We start from the raw sequence: 17,274 nt of genomic DNA, 5'->3' as shown, positions 1-17,274 counted from the left end.
GCCGTGTTAAGAGTATTGACATAGTCTCAAAAAAACATTATATTTTATACAATCTTTAAATAACCCTCCAACCTATTCCAACAACACCAATTCAAAAGATATGAGGTTATAAAAATGACAACATCTGACCTACTCAGCAAATTTTCCACCGCAGAACTGGCCGACGCAATGCGCGGCGAAAACGTCATGGATGTGGAAATCCGCCCGATCCACTTCAATATGAAAATGGCCGGTCCCGCGTTTACCATCCACCTGCCCTTTGAAAACGGGAAAAAGACAATGGATGAAGTCCTGAACGCGCCGGAAGGCAGCGTCATTGTCATATCCACCAGCAACAGCAAACGCCGCGCTGTCTGGGGTGATGTACGTACGACCATGGCCCTTCAGCGAGGTGTCAGCGGCGTCGTCGTGGACGGACCAATCCGAGATGTCAACCGCATCACCGAAATGGGTCTGCCCGTCTTTTACAGATATATTTCGCCCGCCTCCTACTTTGACAGCGAACTGGGCGAAACTCAGGTTCCCGTCAGCTGCGGCGGCCTCAATGTGCACCCCGGAGATATTGTGGTTGGGGACGAAAACGGCGTTGTCGTCATCCCTGCAGCGCATTTTCATACCGTCTATGCCGCCGCGCAGCGCAAATGGCAGGCGGATCACGACCTTAAAAAGGAAATCATCTCCTCACCAAAATAACTGCAACCAAAAAGGAAGTTGGCGACATCAAATGATGCTCCAACTTCCTTTAACTTAACATCTGCAAATCCCTACCAGCTGCCGCCAACTGCGCATTTCGACTGAACACCTTCATAATACTTGCTCAGCATGGCACGGGTATAGCCACGCGGCGCGTCTGAGGATACAATCACAAAACCTTTGCCATAATAAAACCTGATCAAGGACAATAAACTCGCAGCCGTATGCAGACTCAAACACTCATAACCATGATGATGCATAAAGTCGTCTACAGCTTCCATCAGCTGATCGCCAATGTTTTGACCTTTATAGGCCTCCAAAACGCCAAAACGGCTGAAATATACAGTGCCGTCTGACATTACTTCAAGTCTCACGCTGCCGGCTACTACGCCGTCACATTCAGCGACATAGATAATTTTCTCGTACAGCTGCTTCTCGATATCAGCACAGGTTTCATCAAGGGCTTGAACCGCTCCCGGGGTCGTGATTCCAACCTTCATGGCGTAGAAGGAAAAGGCTTCCTGCATGATTTGACGAATCGCAGGCACATCTTCTTTTGTCGCTAGTCTTACCATAACAGTGTTCACAGCCATAAGGCACCTCCCGGGAAAAGATTTTATTTTCAGATAATACAAGTTATACATTTGATATGCATAATGATACACGAAACCTAAAATCATTTCAAGAGAAAAAAGCAATATTCATAAACAAAATTGCATAAAAAACGAGCCTGCCGATTGTGATCTCACCACAGCCAGCAGGCTTGTCTCAGTTTTGGTCTTATTCATTTCACACCAGTACCGCTTTACTTACTCGTAAGGGATGCCATTCACATTACACCAGCTCACCGCGAACGCCTTGACCCGCTCACTCCTGTAAGCATACCAATCCTGTTCAATATTAAAATGTAAGACCGACTCTTTAAACCTTCGAAACGGCCCTTTTCCTTCAAGTGCCTCATAGAGTTTCTCTCTGATGGGCGCAGATTTGACCGTAGAACAAAAATCAGACATGATCTCATAGGCTTCATGGGAGGACATCTTCGGAATCAATTTATAACGATCACTATTCAAATGGATTTTTAAAGCTGTTTCGATAGCCTCTTTTTCCCATTCCGAATAAGAAGCGTAATCTTCCCCCTCCTCTGCATCAATGGCAAGCCTCATCTCTTCATCGCTTACCATGATCAGCTCGCCGGTTTCCAAATCCAAATACATGTCTAGTTCGTCAAAGCTCATCTCAAGTTCACTGGCAAGTGCGTCAATATCGACTTTCATTTTGCACGCCCCCTCAACCACTTGTATTTTATGAAATTGAATCGCATTCAATCGGCTCTGCTTTCACCACACCGCTAATCTATAATGTGTACTTGTCCCCGGCAAAACTCGAATGCTCATATTTGTATTGAAGCAGCATGGCCACAATTTCCGCGTGCTTACCCGTATTGGCCATTTGGATTATCTGATCGATATTGTCTGAGTGGATCACGCCATGCTCAATCAGTTGAAGCATGGCATGTGCATCATGCCGTTTCATGAAATGCCAGACACTTTTTTTCAGGTTATTTCGAAGATAGAGATGATAGATTTCATAGTTTTCAGCGGTCAGCGCCACAGAGTGGATCATGCGCTTGAGAGCAAGTTCCACCTTTTCATCCATAGTGTCAACTACTTCAAAGAGCCTTTGGTAGGCGCTGTACTGAATGCGGATTTCTGACTCATCCGATTCAACACACGCCTTGAGCTCAGTGATTCTGGAGAGCGGGACTTTGCTCCACACTGACACAAAAGGAAACAGAATACGCTCAGGATCCACATCGTGGCGTTGAATCACCTCGTTTAAATCCTCTCCGTTAAAAGCCTGATGGCCGAGATGCAGTCTCAGCTCCGGGCACTTTTTGAAGGTGTCATCCTTCACCTGCGCCAAATGATTTCGAAAACTTACCACTTTCAGATGCCTGCAGTTTTCAAAAGCGAAATCGCCGATGCGCTCGACGCTTTCAGGGATCTCCACCTTCTCAAGGCTGACGCAGTCTCCAAATGCCCTGTCTGAAATCTGTCTCACACCAGAAGGTATGTGGTATTCAGCTGCACCATATGCCACCGGATGCCTGATCAGCAGACTCTGAGACCGATTCATCAAAACACCGTCCACTGACGTGTAAAAGAGGTTGTCCCCTGATACCTCAATGCGCTTTAAACCGGTACATAAGTGAAAGGCATTGGCGCCAATACGTTTGACTTCCGCAGGAATCTCCATACACTGGAGACCAACACAGCCCTTGAAGGCCCATTCTCCAATTTCCTCAAGACCTCTCGGAAGTGTTAGAGCGCCAAGTGACACGCAGCCGGAAAATGACCATTCACCAATGTGTGTTATGCCCTCTGGAAGTTCCAGGCGGGTAAGTGACTTGCAGCCGCTCAGCACGTGATCCGAAATCCGCTGGATGCCTTTTGGAAGCACCAGTCCGTCGAGGCTTTCGCAGTCTGAAAATGACCATCGGCCAATGCTTTTGACGCTTTCAGGAATCTCAACGCGCTTCAGCCTGAGGCACATTTTGAAAGCGCAGTGGCTGATTTCCTCCAGCCCTTCAGGCAATGCGATACTTTGAAGATGGATGCAGCCCCAAAACGCGTTCTCCCCGAGCCGCTTCAGGCTGGTTGGCAAATGTATGGAAGAAAGGTTGTAGCACGCATAAAAGGCATTATTGCCTATAGTCTCTAGTCCTTCCGGCAAATGAACACTTCCGAGCCGCTCACAGCGGTCAAAGGCCCAGCTGCCCAGCTCGGTTACACTCCCCGGGAGCTCTACACTGTAAAGATCTTTGTTGTTGGAAAAGGCGTACTCGCCTATAGCGCGGATGCCCTCAGGCACTACGACATGAGGATCATGACCCTTATAGCGGATCAGAAGTCCCTGCTCCTGATCCACGTGAAAACCTGCCGTATCCATAGGCGACCTCCTTTGAAGCGCGATTATTTAATCAACAAAAGGCAATAATCATTTCTCCAACGCGTGCAGAGCTGTATCAAGAGCTTCAATTTTTTGAACGATCTCTTGCTGGCGCTCATAGAACAGAAGTGCCTTGTTGTGCTTGAAATAAGCTTCACAGCCGAACTGTCCAATAAACCCGGCACTGTGACAATTGGCGGTGAGTTCAGTCACCAGAATCAAAATTTCATTGCCGGCTCCATAAGCCTCGTCTACAAATGCGAACATGTGGTCGAGGTTTTTTTGAACTTCCGCAATACGGGATTTCAGTTTAACCACGTCCTGGTCAAAATTGGACTTCAGGATCGCAAATGCCTCGGTAGGACTATTTGCAGCTTCCAGTGCCAATTTTGATTTATATCCTTCCAGCGCCTGAATGATCCTGAGGTGGATCGCTTTCCTATCCTGAGATACCGCGCCAGTCATCTTTTCCTTATACATAGCCTGCTGCTGGCTTCGAATGGCATCCTCAAGGAGATCCGCTGCCAACGGCGCTGCAGTCTGTGCCGCGTTTCCCTCTGGCACATAGGATGAGACCCCGGCTCCCAGAAGCCTTGTCTTCACATCTTTGAGAAGTCCGACTAACTCAGTAATCACCCTGTCCATTTCTACAGTATCACGCATTTCAGCAGTCGCTGCGTCCAGAAGGAGCCCCAGAAGGGACAGGCGTTCGTCAAACCGCGCCGCAGCCGCCCGCTCCAGAAGTGTCTCAGAGGCATTACCCTCTAATATTTCACGAATCTGATAGTCAGATTTATATTTATTGTAGAGATCGTAATACACCGAAAAGTCCTTGGCAATTTTATCATTTTGCAGATACTGGATAATCAAGTGCTCATCTACCAGAATACCTGCACCTTCGTAGAGCTGTATCATTTTGGACAGATCTTCCCAGCCCCTGGCTGTCACGAAGGCCTTGCCATCTATAGTGGTTTCCACCGAATAGAAATGGTGGTTCTTCAGTTCAAGATAGGACAGAATCGAACCGTGAACCTGCTGCTGGTAGGCGTATTCCTTCCAGACTTTGAGGTTGGGTTCCACTTCTATTTTTTTGATGCGGTCCATGGTGACTATGTCGAACTCCCGGACGGATTTGTTATATTCCGGCGGGTTGCCTGCGGTGACTATGATCCAGCCATCAGGCACCTTATGGCGTCCAAAAATTTTAAACTGAAGAAATTGAAGCATAGCCGGGGCCAGCGTCTCTGAGACACAGTTCAACTCATCCAGGAAAAGGATCCCTTCGTGAACTCCGGATGCTTCCATGGTGTCATAGATGCTGGCAATGATTTCGCTCATGGTATACTCTGAAACGTCATATTCCTTGCCGCCATAGGTTTTTCGGGCAATAAACGGCAGTCCCAGGGCACTCTGGCGGGTGTGGTGGGTCATGGAATAGGCTACGAGTCCAATGCTCATTTCCTCAGCGATCTGTTCCATGATTGCGGTTTTGCCAATTCCCGGCACACCATATAGAAAAATGGGGCGCTGCTTCTCAACCGGAATTTTGTAGTCATTGAATTCATCCTTGGAAAGATAGGCGAAGACCGCGTTTTTGACCTGGGTCTTGGCGTCTTTGATATTCATGAGCGTCACTCCTTGTTCTGTTGGTCCAGCGGCCTTAATTTATCAATGATTCCGGTGGCAAGACCAGCTTGATGGCCCAGGGCGGAACATCAATCTGGCTGGTGATTTCATCCCCTAAAAAGACGAAAGCGGTGTCATATGGGGTTGGGTGTTTGGGGTAGGTGCCAAAACCATCGGTAAAATAGAGTAATCCTTTAAGGTTTTCGAACTCCCCGGCTTCAATCAACTCATCCACGTAGCGAAAGACAGGTCGAAAATCCGTACCGCCTTCGCCCAGCAGTTCGAGGGTATTCAGAAATGCATCAAACTCTGCCTGAGACGAAATCTTGGTATCCTTTTGTAGCGTGTCATCGCACTGCAGGATATGAAGATTGATCTTCGAGAAAAAATTTTCGCTCTGCTTCAGAATGTTGTAGGTTTTATTGAGGAACGCCTGCACCACGGTCCCCGAGCAGGAACCGGAGGTATCAATGGCAATGACGAACTCCCTGATCCGCTTGGTTTCCCTGTACTCCAGCGGCTCGATCAACGGCACCTTCTCATAGAGCTTAAGTCCATAGGTGTAGAATATGTAATCATATTCATCTTCGTTGACCTGCATTTCCTCGCCGAGGACCGCGAAGCGCTTTAGAAAAGCGTTGTAGTCATAGGTTTCTCGATGGAGAGCGTTCAGGTTGTGGATCAGGCTGTTTGGTTGTTCCCCCCAGGCTTTCGAAAAATTTTCTATATCCATTTTAACGCGATCACTGATTTTTTGCCAGGTGTCCAAGGCTTCCTGGCGGTCCGCCTCTGAGGTTCTTGGCATTCGCGTTCTTAAAGTCTCTGTGTTGTCGGAGCTCTGCGTTTGGTCATTTTTCACGGATTCATGCTGTCTGTCTTCCTCACCATGGTCTTGATTCTGCTCTCGCCGGCGGCTCTGGTCTTCTTGATTTTCATCAGGGTCTTTGTTTCTTTGCTCTTCAGGTTTGCTCTCTTGGTCCTCGGGATTTTCTAGGTACCAGGTTTGGTGGTCATCTCTTAAAAAGAGTTGTTTAAGTTCGGCAAATTCCCGTTCCCCGGTATCTGAGTCTACCAAGTATCTGTAGAGGGTCTCAGCCGTTATGGCTGCCAGCTTGCTTTTGAGCGCCTCAATGTGTCCGAGTTTTTCAACCTCGCGCGGGTCCGGGGTCTTATGTACACCCAACTCCAGCATCAGGTTTTCCACAGTGATATCACACGCCAGGTTCCAGCGCTCCCGGTCAATGCCTCTTCCCACGATCGGGTGATTGAACACCCAGTGAAAGACGACGTGCAGATAATCTCTGGATAAAATGTCACGGTCCTTCATATAGGTTTCAAGTACATATCGAGTATTGTAAAAGAAGTGGGTGCCATCTGAGGCAAATCCCTTCAGGTCAAAGGGGATCGGGACCAGCTGACATAAGGCCATATCCATGAATCTGAGCGCTACCATCAGTGAATCTCGCGTCAGCTTCATAATTTCTGCAGACAGCTTGGCCGCCTCAGAGCTTAACTTCTCCTGCATTCAAGCCCCCTCCTTATCTCTTGACTGAGCTGTCCATGCCTTCTTATTATGACGGTATCACGCTTCCAAAAAGAAGTAAAGTGTTTGAAACCTAAAAGAAAGCCCCAAGTCCGACTTCCGGACGCAGGGCTTTCCACCTAATTTTTTCGCATCTTTATTAAATCATTTCTCAATTGGCTTCAGAACAACCTCAATCTTCGCACTGTCAGAAATACCAATTTTTCCGGAAGCGACATCCACGCCAAATTCAAGATTCAGTTTGACTTGATCCAGCTTAAATCCGGCATCCTTCTGCTTTTCGCTCTGAGCGGAAATGATTTTGCTGAGGTTATTCATAACATTATCATAGGCTTGTTCAAATGTATCCGTGCTCACTTCCAGATAGTTGGGCGTCTCCATATTCTCGCTGCCCATAAAATCATAGTCTTGATCCTCACTGAAAACAAAAGGAATCATACTTGTATTGTCCTTTTTTTCCGGTTGACTCATATCGCCCGCCTCCTCATGTTAAAATGTCATGCCTCTATTATGCCCAAAAGCAATAGGCTTACTCATAATTTAAAAAGTTAGGTGTTGATTATTATTTTGTCGAATCACTTCCGAAATGCCATTAACTATCGCGCATTGTCATTTATTGTCTAATTCAGTCGAAAAAAGTAACATTATCCACGTTTTTGTTTGCAGTTTACGTTGCTGTCTCTGTCAATTTACATTAAAATTATTATGTAGTATCCAAAATCTACAACCGGGAGGCTCCAATGAATCCAGACCTGTTGCTGCAAATCATCTACAATTCCGCGGTACTGCTTACCATAAGTCTCATCTACGAAATCTCCTTCAGTACCACCGGAGAATCGAAGCTTCACAACGTAGCCTCAGGTGCAATTCTCGGATTAATTGGCTTAATCATCATGTCCATTCCTTTCGAACTCCAGGAAGGCATTATTTTTGACACCCGTTCCATTTTGGTTGGCTTGACGGCACTCTATTTTGGACTTCCCACCACACTGATTGCAGCCGCCATGATGGCAGGCTACCGCATCTTTATTGGTGGGGCGGCAGCACTCACCGGTGTATTGGTCATCAGTTTGTCCGCCCTTTTGGGCACCCTCTGGAAAACCTATTTTGCACCCAATACCTCCGCCTTTGACTGGAAAAATGCCTTCGCTTTTGGTCTGACTTTACATATTGGCATGCTCCTGTGTATGCTGACACTGCCACAGGAAACCGCCGTCTCTGTCCTCCAGGCGATCACCCTTCCAGTCCTGATGATTTATCCGCTCACCACCGTCCTGCTCAGCAGGCTGATTCACGATCAAAAACAGCAAAAGTCATCCATCGCCTTAATCAAAGAAGCCGAGGAAAAATATAAAAGCCTGTTCAACAATCACCATACTGTCATGATGATCGTCGATCCGGAAACCGGCAGTATTGTCGACGCCAACCCCGCCGCAGAAACCTTTTACGGCTGGAGCATAGAAACGCTCAAATCAATGAAGGTTTCAGACTTGAATACCCTTTCCATGGAAGAAATTAAACAACAGATGCAAAAGGCGAAAACTAACAAGCGCAACAGTTTTATATTCAAACATCGAAAGGCCGGCGGCAACCTTGCAGACGTTGAAGTCTACAGCGGCGCCATTCAAATTCAGGGAAAAACGCTGCTCTATTCCATAGTCCACGACATTGGCGACCGTTTAAAGGCCGAAGCAGAGCTCCTTGACAGCGTGGAGCGCTTCAAGCTCCTGGTTGAGAATTCCCCTGACGCTATCTTCATTCAAACTCATGGCTGTTTTACTTACGTGAATGAAGCCACTTTGAAACTCTTCGGCGCCAAAACACCAGAGGATTTGATAGGCCTCAAGGTCCTGGATCAAGTGCATGAGGATTACAGGGAAGCGGTTAAACAGCGCATTCATGAGCTGAACGTCCTCCAGAGAGCTGTGCCGATGAGAGAGGAAGTGCTGCTGAAGCTCGACGGTACACTGGCCTACTCCGAAATTGCTTCGGTCCCAGTGAAATATAACGAAACCATCGGCGCCATAGTCTTTGCAAGGGACATATCAGAGCGTAAGGCCAATGAAATGAGGCGCATGGAGATCGAGTCCCAGCTCAGGCAGCAGCAAAAACTCGAAGCCATAGGCACCCTGGCGGGCGGCGTGGCTCACGAGATCAACAATCCCATCAACGGCATCATAAATTACGCCCAGCTGATCTCCGAGGAAATGGAGACGCTCTCGGTGCCCACGGAATATGCGAAAGAAATCATACATGAGTCAAAGCGGATCTCCGAAATTGTCAGGAATCTGCTGCAGTTTTCGAGATATGAAAAGCAGTCTCACAGCTATGCCAGCCCTTACGACATCATCAACCACACCACCGCACTCATTAAGACCGTCATTCGCAAGGACCAGATCAAGTTCCACGTTCAACTGGATGAGCACCTGCCTGATCTGAAATGTCGTAGCCAGCAGATCCAACAGGTCATCATGAACCTGCTGACCAATGCCCGGGACGCGCTCAACGAAAAATATCCGGGCTTCCACGAGGATAAGATCATGCGGCTTACCTGTCGTCAAAATGACCATGATGGCCGCAGGTGGCTAAGGCTGACCGTCGAGGATCATGGCGGCGGGATCCCTCAGGAGGTCCAGAGCAAAATCTTTGAACCGTTTTTTTCGACCAAGCCCAAAGATATTGGCACAGGCCTTGGACTGTCCATAAGTTACGGCATAGTCAAAGAACACCACGGCGACTTGTCTTTTGATACGGAACAGGGCAAAATGACCAGATTCGTGCTGGACCTGCCGGTGGATAACGGCTGGAATATCCACGCCAAGGAGCAAGACAATGAGTAGAGGAATGAGCAGCGAGATGAGAAGTGGTACGAGCAGCGCATCAAGTAAAATTGAAACCAGCAACTCCCAAGTCCCAACAAGCAGGGTCCTGGTAGTGGACGACGAAAAAAGCATCCGCCTGACCCTGAGTGAAATGCTGAAGCGAAACGGTTACACTGCAGAAATCGCGGAAGATGTCCCAAGCGCGCTGAAAAAACTGGATGAGCAGGAATTCGATATCGTCATGACAGATATTGTCATGCCCAAGATGTCCGGACTGGAACTGCTGAAGTCGATCCGCGAACGCTGCCACAGCGTCCAGATCCTCATCATGACCGGTGATCCCTCTGTGGAAACGGCTTCACAAGCCCTTCATCATGGTGCAAATGATTATTTGATCAAGCCCATAGTCAAGGAGGATCTGCTGAAGGCTGTCGGTCACGCGGCGCAAATTAAGCAGCTGTCTGACCAGAAAAAGCGGCTCGAGTTCGAGAACCAGCTCTACCAGAAGAATCTGGAACAGATCATTGAACAAAAAACCCTGGATTTGCAAAACACTATGGAGAGCATCATTTCATTGCTGTCTACTGTGGTCGAGGTTCGGGACCCATATACAGCGGGCCATCAGAGGCGGGTTGGGAATCTATCGGCAGCCATAGCCCGCAAAATGAACCTGGAGGAAGATGTGGTTCAGATGCTGCGCATCATTGGTTACATCCACGACATTGGTAAAATTGAAGTCCCTGCAGAAATACTGTCAAAACCTGGCAAACTGAGCCAGGTGGAGTTCATGCTCATCAAAAATCACAGCACTACCGGCTTCAATATGCTGAATGACGTTTATCTGCCCAAAATCATTGGCGAAACCATCTACCAGCACCATGAACGAAGTGACGGCAGTGGCTACCCCCGTGGCCTCATGGGCCATGAGATCACAACCGAGGCCCATATCCTGATGGTCGCGGATGTCGTCGAAGCCATGATGTCCCACCGCCCTTACCGTGCAGCCCTTGGCCTGGCCGCCGCGCTGGACGAAATCACAGGTAACGCCGGAACACGGTACCGGGAGGACATCGTCAGCGCCTGCGTCAGCCTGTTCCTGGAAGATCATTACGAGATTGAGGACACTGCGTACCATACGACGTTTCCGGTGTTTTGAGCTATTTGGGCGGGAGCTTGAGTACAAACCCCACAGACGTCAAAATTAAAGGACGGCGATTCAGACATGCTAATCTTTACAATCCTAATCGTCACTTTCACGCTGGTGCTGGAAACAACCATCAGCCTGCTAAACTACCGCCACCGCAGCCAGCCAATCCCCGACAATGTCCGGGATGTTTACGACTCCGCTCAATATAAGCGCTGGCTCGACTACACCATGGAGACTCACAGACTTGCCATGATCTCTCGGGTTGTCAACACAGGCGCGCTGATCGCAATGCTTTTATTCAACGGGTTTCCATACCTAGCCCGGCGCGCTGATGCCCTGACCGGCCACGAAATCCTGAGAGTGCTTGTTTTTCTGGGGCTGGTTTTTAGTCTCCAGTACGCCCTGAACCTGGGTTTTAAACTCTACAGAACTTTCGGCATAGAGACGCGCTATGGCTTTAACGTCACGACACCCCGCGTGTTTGTTCTGGATCAGATCAAGTCGGTGCTCCTGGGACTGCTGCTTGGCGGCGGCCTGCTTTACTGCCTGCTGTGGCTGTATTTAAACTTATTTGCGTCGCCTTCTCAGTCAGGCAGCAGGGCAGCATGGCTCCAGGTCTGGCTGATCGCCTGGCTGCTCATTGTTCTGGTAACCCTGATCGTAAATCTTTTGTATACAAAGGTCTTCATTCGATTGTTCAATACCCTGACACCGCTGAGGTCGGGACCCCTATACGATCAAATCGTCGGGTTGGCGGACAAAACCGGGTACGCCATTAAGGAAATCAGCGTGATGGATGCTTCCAAGCGCTCTACCCGGCTCAATGCCTTTTTCTCTGGCTTTGGCCGCTTCAAGCACATTGTGCTCTATGACACACTCATTGAAAAGTGCGGTGTTGAGGAGGTTGTGGCCGTCTTGGCCCATGAAATTGGCCACGCGAAACATAAGGACGTTTTTAAGAATTTCCTGTTGTCAGTGTTCCAAGTTGGGGCGACTCTCGCGCTGCTCCTTTACTTCCTGACTGCTTCAGGCAGCTGGGTGCATGCCTTTGGATTTTCGGCCGCGCATCTCGGCTTTTCCCTTCTCCATTTTGGGATGCTCACGGATCCCCTCGGATTCCTGCTCGGCATACCCCTCACCGCGATCTCCCGTAGGGCAGAGTACTCGGCCGATGGTTTCGCCGCCTACACCACCAGCGCCCCAGCCATGATTCGCGCTCTCAAAATTCTCGCCCGAGAGAATTTCTCCAACCTGACCCCTCACCCCCTGTCCGTTAAACTGACCTACACCCATCCGCCGGTTAGTCAGCGGATTGAGGCGATTGAAGCGATTGAGCGGCTTGTCGGGCATAAACTTAACGAAAAAATATAGGGCAGCTGGCGCGTTACCGCGCTGGCTGCCCTTCTCTTTTAAACTGCGGCTCCAAATTGTTTTGTCACTTCAAACACTTGCACCTGATCTGCCGGTTTAAGCACTACCTCAATTTTTGCTGATCCGTCCAGTCCAATCCTTCCGGTGGAGGCATCCAGTTTGAACTCGAGATTCAAAGTGACCTGATCCACTTTAAATCCATTTTCCATTTGTTTTTCACTCTGCCTGGCTATGGACCTGCTGATGTTGGTGATTGCTTGATCATAGGCATTTCCAAAGGCCTCAGCAGAAACCTCTTTGTAATTGGAAGGGAACATGTCTCCTCCGCGCATAAAGTCATAGTCGAGATCTTCGTTAAGAACAAAAGGGATCCTGTCGTTAGCGTGGATGGCATCTTTTTTACTCATGTTTATTCCCTCCTAATTTTTCGTTAAATTTTTGTTGATATTATTTGTTTAAGTAAAATTATTTATGTATTTGTTAAATTGACTATAACACAGGAATTCTGAATATTCAATAAATAATTTCGCAATAATGAAAATATTTTTCGAATCTGAGTTAAATTTCGCGTTTTTATGAAAAAATTTTTAGTGGTTAGGGAGCAGGTATCAGCGGCCGGTGGCCTATCACAACTGTGGGCCTATTGCGGCTGTAGGCCTATCGCGGCTGTAGGCCTATCGCCCCTCGCTTCTTCACGCAAATAAAAAGAAGCGGACCAACAGTTTAACACCGCTGTGTTCCGCTTCTTTCGCTTTGTTATTTAACCTTCTTAATCATAATTTCGTACGCCGAGCCATCCTCCATAGTAACGAGAACACCCGGCTGCGCGCTTTGGACGCCAGCTTTTTTAAAGGATTGGATCTTCGCCGCGCCGTAATCCGTTGGTTCTTCAAAAACGTCTTCCAGAAGCAGTTCGAGAATCAGCTGATCTGTCATAGCTTTGACAGGACTGTTAAACTTGGTGCTATCAGAGAATTTTTCAAAACCGGTTGATTTTTCCCCAACTGATGGCTTCGATCCACTTTTGGGGTTTGATCCACTCACGGGTTTTGATCCACTCATAGTCTTCGCGCCGCCTGTTGGCTTCGATCCACCAAAGGACTTCGTTCCGCCTGATGATTTTTCCCCACCGAATACCTTTGAACCTCCAGTGCTTTTCCCGTGAACTACTGACTTTGAGCTACCTTCAGATTTTTCTCTCCTGGGCGGTTGATTTTTAGATACAATTTTTGCCATTTGTTGACGCTCCTTGTTGAAAATTTTCGGTCGCTTAAGCGTTCGCAGCTTCTTTCAGCGTTTCAATGTCAAATTTCTTCATCTTGAGAAACGCCTGAGTCACTCGTGCAATCTGCGCCTTGTCCTCGGTTGTCATTAAGTCATTCATAATGGATGGCACTATTTGCCACGACAAACCAAACTTATCCTTCAGCCAGCCGCACTGCTCCGCTTCAGGAACCGCACTGAGGGCTTCCCAGAAACGATCGATCTCCTCCTGAGTATCGCAGTGGACTACCAGAGAAACCGCCTCGTTGAAAGTGAAATCGTGCTCATAAGCACTGTCCATTGCGGCAATCTGATAGCCCTCCAGGGTAAATTGCATATGCTGAATTGTTCCCGGTTTGTTCGGCGGCCAGCCCTCTTCATAGCGCATTATGCCGCCAATCTCAGAGTTGTTGAAGAGACTGGTATAAAACTCAGCCGCAGGCTCTGCATTACCGCACTGATCACCAACAAACATGAGGGTCGGTTTGATCTTTTGCGTAATTGGCGCTTCCCCCGTGCACATAAACTGCCAGGACAGACCGTATTTATCCATCAGCCAGCCATATCTGGCGCTGAAGTCATACGTGTCCAGCGGCATGAGCGCTGCGCCGCCTTCGATCATTTTCCCCCAGAAAGTGTCCACCTCTTCCGGCGTACTGCAGGAGACCAAAAAGGACACCGCTGGTGTGAACTTGAAGTAAGGTCCCGCCGAAATGAGCATAAAGTCCTGGCCGGCGAGTTGGATGGTCAGAATCTCCGCATCGCCAGAAGGGGTATCTGTGAGAATGTTTTTGCTGTTGATCCTGGAATTCTCGAACAAGGAAACGTAGAACTCCGCGGCTTCAGCGGCCTGAGTGTCGAACCATAAATGCGGCACTATTTTTTGCATAAAGATCCTCCTTGGCTTAAAAAAGTGAGTGTTTGCCGATGGTCACCCAATCCCCCCACCAGCCCATCATCCATAATTTCAAATTGTGCTGTCTAACTGCGACAAACAATCAAAGATTCATTTTGTCAGCCTTTCTATTATACCCAAATATCGCGCTATTTCTAAATATATTGAAAGCATTTCAAAACGAGAGAAAGCAGCGCCCTATTGAAAGTTGGGGGGCCGACTTCCGAGGCGCTGCTTTCCCTATCGAAGATTGATCAAATAGACATCAGTATGAACTCGATTTGTTTATGGTTTATTATGGTGTTAATTTAATTCTTTCAGGCTATTTTTGAGCGTTATTTTGCAGGACTAACCTGAATTTGCATAAATGGTGCCTGTGGATTTCTGACTTTCAGGTATGGTTCCTGAAGGACGGTGATGAGTGTCCCGGTGTTAGGGTGAATGACACTGCCAAGTGGATTGGCTGCATCATAGTGAAGGATTCTGTCATCAAAGACCTTGACGCCTGGGAGGCTAGGAACCGGAGAAAGAACGCCATTGTGATGAATGTTTGGAATACCGTCCGTTGGCGAAATTGTGAAGGTAGAATCATAGGATTGGATACGGTTGCGCCATCTTACGCCATCATTTCGATAGAGCGTCTGGAAGTGGGCATCAATTGGCAGGAGCAAACCATGTCCTGGGTGTAATCCCGTATTATTGTCCGCTTGTGATGTATCCCAATAGTGAATCAGTAGGCCATCCTGATATGGGAAGTGGTCGACGAAATCAGGAATTGTTGGATACCCAAAGTAATAAGGGCCTGTTTTGAGAACACTGTCATAACCCTGGTAGGATCTGTATTCAGCGACGTAATAATGGTTGAATAATTTGCTTTCTGTGCCGGTTGATACTCTGAAACCATCAAAGATCCAACCAGCATCGGCTTCAGCTCCATCAGAAGGATAACCAGTTATGCTAATCTCATCGATCATAAATCCAATCTCAATAGCAGCGACGTCTGTCCAGTATCTGAAGCCAAGTAATACGTCTCCCTCAAACGCTGACAGATCAGCAGTTAAATCAGTCCAACCAGATGAGAATCCTGTTATACCATAACCTTTGTTTTGTCCATTTGGATCAGTCGAAATAGATAGATTGGTATCAATTGAGGTCCATGTCGTTCCGCCATTAGTCGAAGCGACAAGATAAGCATAATCCCAATTCTCTTCAATTTCATAATTCACTTTCGCAGACAAAGTAGCGCCAGCTGGTAAAGTGAATGCTTTATACATGTATTGATCTAAATTGTTGCCCGAACCACTATAATAAAACTTACTCCCTGCATATGGTGCACTAATGACCGAAGTAACTTCTTTCGGCGGCAAAATCACAAACAATCCCTGAGCCTGTTTTGTGTTAAATTCCATAGGACCTAGCCTATGAACAGTCTTCAAACCGGCTCTGGCGACCTCATAATTCAACCAGCCAAGTTGGAATTTTTCCCATGCGCCCATATGGCTTGGTTTGGAGCCAATGTCGTCTTTCCCCTCACCTAACCATGAGCCAGAGGACATCAGCGTCCAGAAGCCAGTTCCATTCTCTCCATAATAGTCATAAAGGTCAGGAAGTCCAAGGTCATGGCCAAATTCATGCGCAAATACACCAACACCGCCATTTTCAGGCTGAATGGTATATTTCCCTATCCAATAGTCACTGTCTCCAATCTGGATCCCACCATACAAGTTAAATCCAGGTCCTGCAAGCCCAATCAGGTTATATCGAGCGTACCAACTATGACTCCAAATAGTTTCAGGCGCGCCGCCGCCTTCTTCCCCTTCACCAGCATGGACAGACTGGAAAGTATCAATATAGCCATCAGGTTCATCAAAATTGCCATTCCCATTGTAGTCATAGCGGTCCCAAACGTCAAACTGACTTAAGTAGGCATTAATCTCTTCAGGTGTCTTTCCTGCTGAGATCTGAGCATCGTACCAGCCATTGACGCTGTCTTCAAGAAAGAACCAAACATTGGAATCCGGATTATCATCATAATCCTCAAGATTACCCGGTACTTCGACCCAATCCGTCACATCCCCATACACCGTGTAGCGGTTGGAAGACTGCTCAATGTAATAGTTGAGCATGGAATTTGCGCCTTTAGCATCATTGAATAATATGTCCATGTAATAATCCCTGCTAAAGTCAGGAACCCAAATCGTTGTGTTATTAACCATTCTGTCCGGTTCAGGAAGTGTGTTGTGCGGTAAATCCGCAAACTCCCCAAGCACCGTCCAAATAGCCCCTTCGCCTTCTCGAGCCAACTCTACGAATTGCCCTTTGGCGACTTCGACTGAATTACCGCCGTCCTTGCCACTCAATTTTGCTTCCAAAGCCTTTCCTTTCAATTCCAATTGCTCGGTGGTCAAAGGATCCGGCTTATTGTCCATTTTGGGTGCTTCTTCGACACCTTCCTCAACATTTCCATCCCGATCCGTCACAGCATAGCCTGTAGGCATCATCCCCAGAATGAGAATGGCCATCAATAGCAATAGCCCAATTTTTCTCAAACACATTGTCAAGACCTCCAACTTTCAAACATAAGGAGTGAACATCACGGCGCAGAGTGACAAATTTCATAAGATTTATACAATTTTAAACATTCCTATAGGATCATCCCCTTAATTTAGCAACATTTTCCTCAATAAAAAAACCGACCACACTTTATGGTCGGTTACGCTGTTGGCTCCTGTGGGGAAACGCGTCCAAATAATCCTCACAATCTTAGCTTCCAGCACATTTATACCCATTTATACTTTAAAAGCGACTAAAAATTATTCATTAACCAATTTGGGTTTCCTACCACAAAATCCACCGCCCCTGCCCCTCTGCCGGATAAATGTGTTATCATAATTTCAAATGAAACTTTTCACCCCTTTCCGACGTCTAAAAGCAAAGGCTTTTCTATGCCGATGGTCACCAT

The 17,274-nt window shown here is 47.5% G+C and carries 14 protein-coding genes; 4 read left to right on the top strand and 10 right to left on the bottom strand.

Features of this window, described 5'->3' with window-relative positions:
* Positions 1–114 precede the first annotated feature (114 nt).
* The gene (locus tag AC4PHM_RS01630) at positions 115–693 is read left to right on the top strand and encodes an RraA family protein (RefSeq protein ID WP_492019162.1); all 579 of its coding nucleotides are present in this window, start codon (positions 115–117) and stop codon (positions 691–693) included.
* A gap of 71 nt (positions 694–764) precedes the next feature.
* Here the strand turns inward: AC4PHM_RS01630 and AC4PHM_RS01625 are convergent, their stop codons facing one another.
* From AC4PHM_RS01625 to AC4PHM_RS01600, 6 genes are all read right to left on the bottom strand, one after another.
* Positions 765–1,286 carry a GNAT family N-acetyltransferase gene (locus AC4PHM_RS01625; RefSeq protein WP_492019161.1) on the bottom strand — a complete coding sequence of 174 codons (522 nt, stop codon included), beginning with the start codon at positions 1,284–1,286 and terminating at the stop codon, positions 765–767.
* Between the two features lie 216 nt (positions 1,287–1,502).
* Positions 1,503–1,970 (bottom strand): UPF0158 family protein, encoded by a 468-nt coding sequence (locus AC4PHM_RS01620; RefSeq protein ID WP_492019160.1) that lies wholly within the window; start codon positions 1,968–1,970, stop codon positions 1,503–1,505.
* 79 nt (positions 1,971–2,049) lie between these two features.
* Positions 2,050–3,645: a leucine-rich repeat domain-containing protein gene (locus AC4PHM_RS01615; protein ID WP_492019159.1), complete on the bottom strand. Its 1,596-nt coding sequence runs from the start codon at positions 3,643–3,645 to the stop codon at positions 2,050–2,052.
* A gap of 48 nt (positions 3,646–3,693) precedes the next feature.
* Positions 3,694–5,271: an ATP-binding protein gene (locus AC4PHM_RS01610; RefSeq protein WP_492019158.1), complete on the bottom strand. Its 1,578-nt coding sequence runs from the start codon at positions 5,269–5,271 to the stop codon at positions 3,694–3,696.
* A 34-nt stretch (positions 5,272–5,305) separates the two neighbouring features.
* The gene (locus AC4PHM_RS01605; protein WP_492019157.1) at positions 5,306–6,796 is read right to left on the bottom strand and encodes a vWA domain-containing protein; all 1,491 of its coding nucleotides are present in this window, start codon (positions 6,794–6,796) and stop codon (positions 5,306–5,308) included.
* Positions 6,797–6,958: 162 nt separating this feature from the next.
* The gene (locus AC4PHM_RS01600; RefSeq protein WP_492019156.1) at positions 6,959–7,285 is read right to left on the bottom strand and encodes a hypothetical protein; all 327 of its coding nucleotides are present in this window, start codon (positions 7,283–7,285) and stop codon (positions 6,959–6,961) included.
* Positions 7,286–7,554: 269 nt separating this feature from the next.
* On the opposite strand from AC4PHM_RS01600, the gene AC4PHM_RS01595 reads away from it, so the two are divergent.
* The 3 genes from AC4PHM_RS01595 (at position 7,555) to AC4PHM_RS01585 (ending at position 12,154) form a co-directional block, all read left to right on the top strand.
* On the top strand, positions 7,555–9,654 hold the full coding sequence (locus AC4PHM_RS01595) for a PAS domain S-box protein (protein WP_492019155.1): 2,100 nt from the start codon (positions 7,555–7,557) through the stop codon (positions 9,652–9,654).
* Complete coding sequence (locus AC4PHM_RS01590) at positions 9,647–10,792, top strand: HD-GYP domain-containing protein (protein ID WP_492019154.1); 1,146 nt, start codon at positions 9,647–9,649, stop codon at positions 10,790–10,792. Before AC4PHM_RS01595 ends, AC4PHM_RS01590 begins: the two co-directional genes overlap by 8 nt.
* A 66-nt stretch (positions 10,793–10,858) precedes the next feature.
* The gene (locus tag AC4PHM_RS01585) at positions 10,859–12,154 is read left to right on the top strand and encodes a M48 family metallopeptidase (RefSeq protein WP_492019153.1); all 1,296 of its coding nucleotides are present in this window, start codon (positions 10,859–10,861) and stop codon (positions 12,152–12,154) included.
* A gap of 38 nt (positions 12,155–12,192) precedes the next feature.
* Here the strand turns inward: AC4PHM_RS01585 and AC4PHM_RS01580 are convergent, their stop codons facing one another.
* From AC4PHM_RS01580 to AC4PHM_RS01565, 4 genes are all read right to left on the bottom strand, one after another.
* Positions 12,193–12,561, bottom strand: a complete 369-nt coding sequence (locus AC4PHM_RS01580; protein WP_492019152.1) for a hypothetical protein — start codon at positions 12,559–12,561, stop codon at positions 12,193–12,195.
* Positions 12,562–12,910: 349 nt separating this feature from the next.
* Complete coding sequence (locus AC4PHM_RS01575; RefSeq protein ID WP_492019151.1) at positions 12,911–13,390, bottom strand: hypothetical protein; 480 nt, start codon at positions 13,388–13,390, stop codon at positions 12,911–12,913.
* 34 nt (positions 13,391–13,424) lie between these two features.
* Entirely contained in the window at positions 13,425–14,306 is an 882-nt protein-coding gene (locus AC4PHM_RS01570; RefSeq protein ID WP_492019150.1) for a VOC family protein, read from the bottom strand.
* Between the two features lie 341 nt (positions 14,307–14,647).
* On the bottom strand, positions 14,648–16,867 hold the full coding sequence (locus AC4PHM_RS01565) for an immune inhibitor A domain-containing protein (RefSeq protein ID WP_492019149.1): 2,220 nt from the start codon (positions 16,865–16,867) through the stop codon (positions 14,648–14,650).
* Positions 16,868–17,274 lie beyond the last annotated feature (407 nt).

Source organism: Acidaminobacter sp. QWL-03 (assembly GCF_058683855.1).
Note: the sequence above shows the minus strand (reverse complement) of the source record. Positions and strands in the feature narration are given on the sequence as shown.

Excerpts from the sequence above, each read along its gene's own strand:
- AC4PHM_RS01610 (WP_492019158.1), bottom strand. The coding sequence starts at position 5,271 with ATGAATATCAAAGACGCCAAGACCCAGGTCAAAAACGCGGTCTTCGCC.
- AC4PHM_RS01570 (WP_492019150.1), bottom strand. The coding sequence starts at position 14,306 with ATGCAAAAAATAGTGCCGCATTTATGGTTCGACACTCAGGCCGCTGAA.
- AC4PHM_RS01625 (WP_492019161.1), bottom strand. The coding sequence starts at position 1,286 with ATGGCTGTGAACACTGTTATGGTAAGACTAGCGACAAAAGAAGATGTG.
- AC4PHM_RS01620 (WP_492019160.1), bottom strand. The coding sequence starts at position 1,970 with ATGAAAGTCGATATTGACGCACTTGCCAGTGAACTTGAGATGAGCTTT.
- AC4PHM_RS01580 (WP_492019152.1), bottom strand. The coding sequence starts at position 12,561 with ATGAGTAAAAAAGATGCCATCCACGCTAACGACAGGATCCCTTTTGTT.
- AC4PHM_RS01595 (WP_492019155.1), top strand. The coding sequence starts at position 7,555 with ATGAATCCAGACCTGTTGCTGCAAATCATCTACAATTCCGCGGTACTG.
- AC4PHM_RS01585 (WP_492019153.1), top strand. The coding sequence starts at position 10,859 with ATGCTAATCTTTACAATCCTAATCGTCACTTTCACGCTGGTGCTGGAA.
- AC4PHM_RS01565 (WP_492019149.1), bottom strand. The coding sequence starts at position 16,867 with ATGTGTTTGAGAAAAATTGGGCTATTGCTATTGATGGCCATTCTCATT.
- AC4PHM_RS01615 (WP_492019159.1), bottom strand. The coding sequence starts at position 3,645 with ATGGATACGGCAGGTTTTCACGTGGATCAGGAGCAGGGACTTCTGATC.
- AC4PHM_RS01605 (WP_492019157.1), bottom strand. The coding sequence starts at position 6,796 with ATGCAGGAGAAGTTAAGCTCTGAGGCGGCCAAGCTGTCTGCAGAAATT.
- AC4PHM_RS01600 (WP_492019156.1), bottom strand. The coding sequence starts at position 7,285 with ATGAGTCAACCGGAAAAAAAGGACAATACAAGTATGATTCCTTTTGTT.
- AC4PHM_RS01575 (WP_492019151.1), bottom strand. The coding sequence starts at position 13,390 with ATGGCAAAAATTGTATCTAAAAATCAACCGCCCAGGAGAGAAAAATCT.
- AC4PHM_RS01590 (WP_492019154.1), top strand. The coding sequence starts at position 9,647 with ATGAGTAGAGGAATGAGCAGCGAGATGAGAAGTGGTACGAGCAGCGCA.
- AC4PHM_RS01630 (WP_492019162.1), top strand. The coding sequence starts at position 115 with ATGACAACATCTGACCTACTCAGCAAATTTTCCACCGCAGAACTGGCC.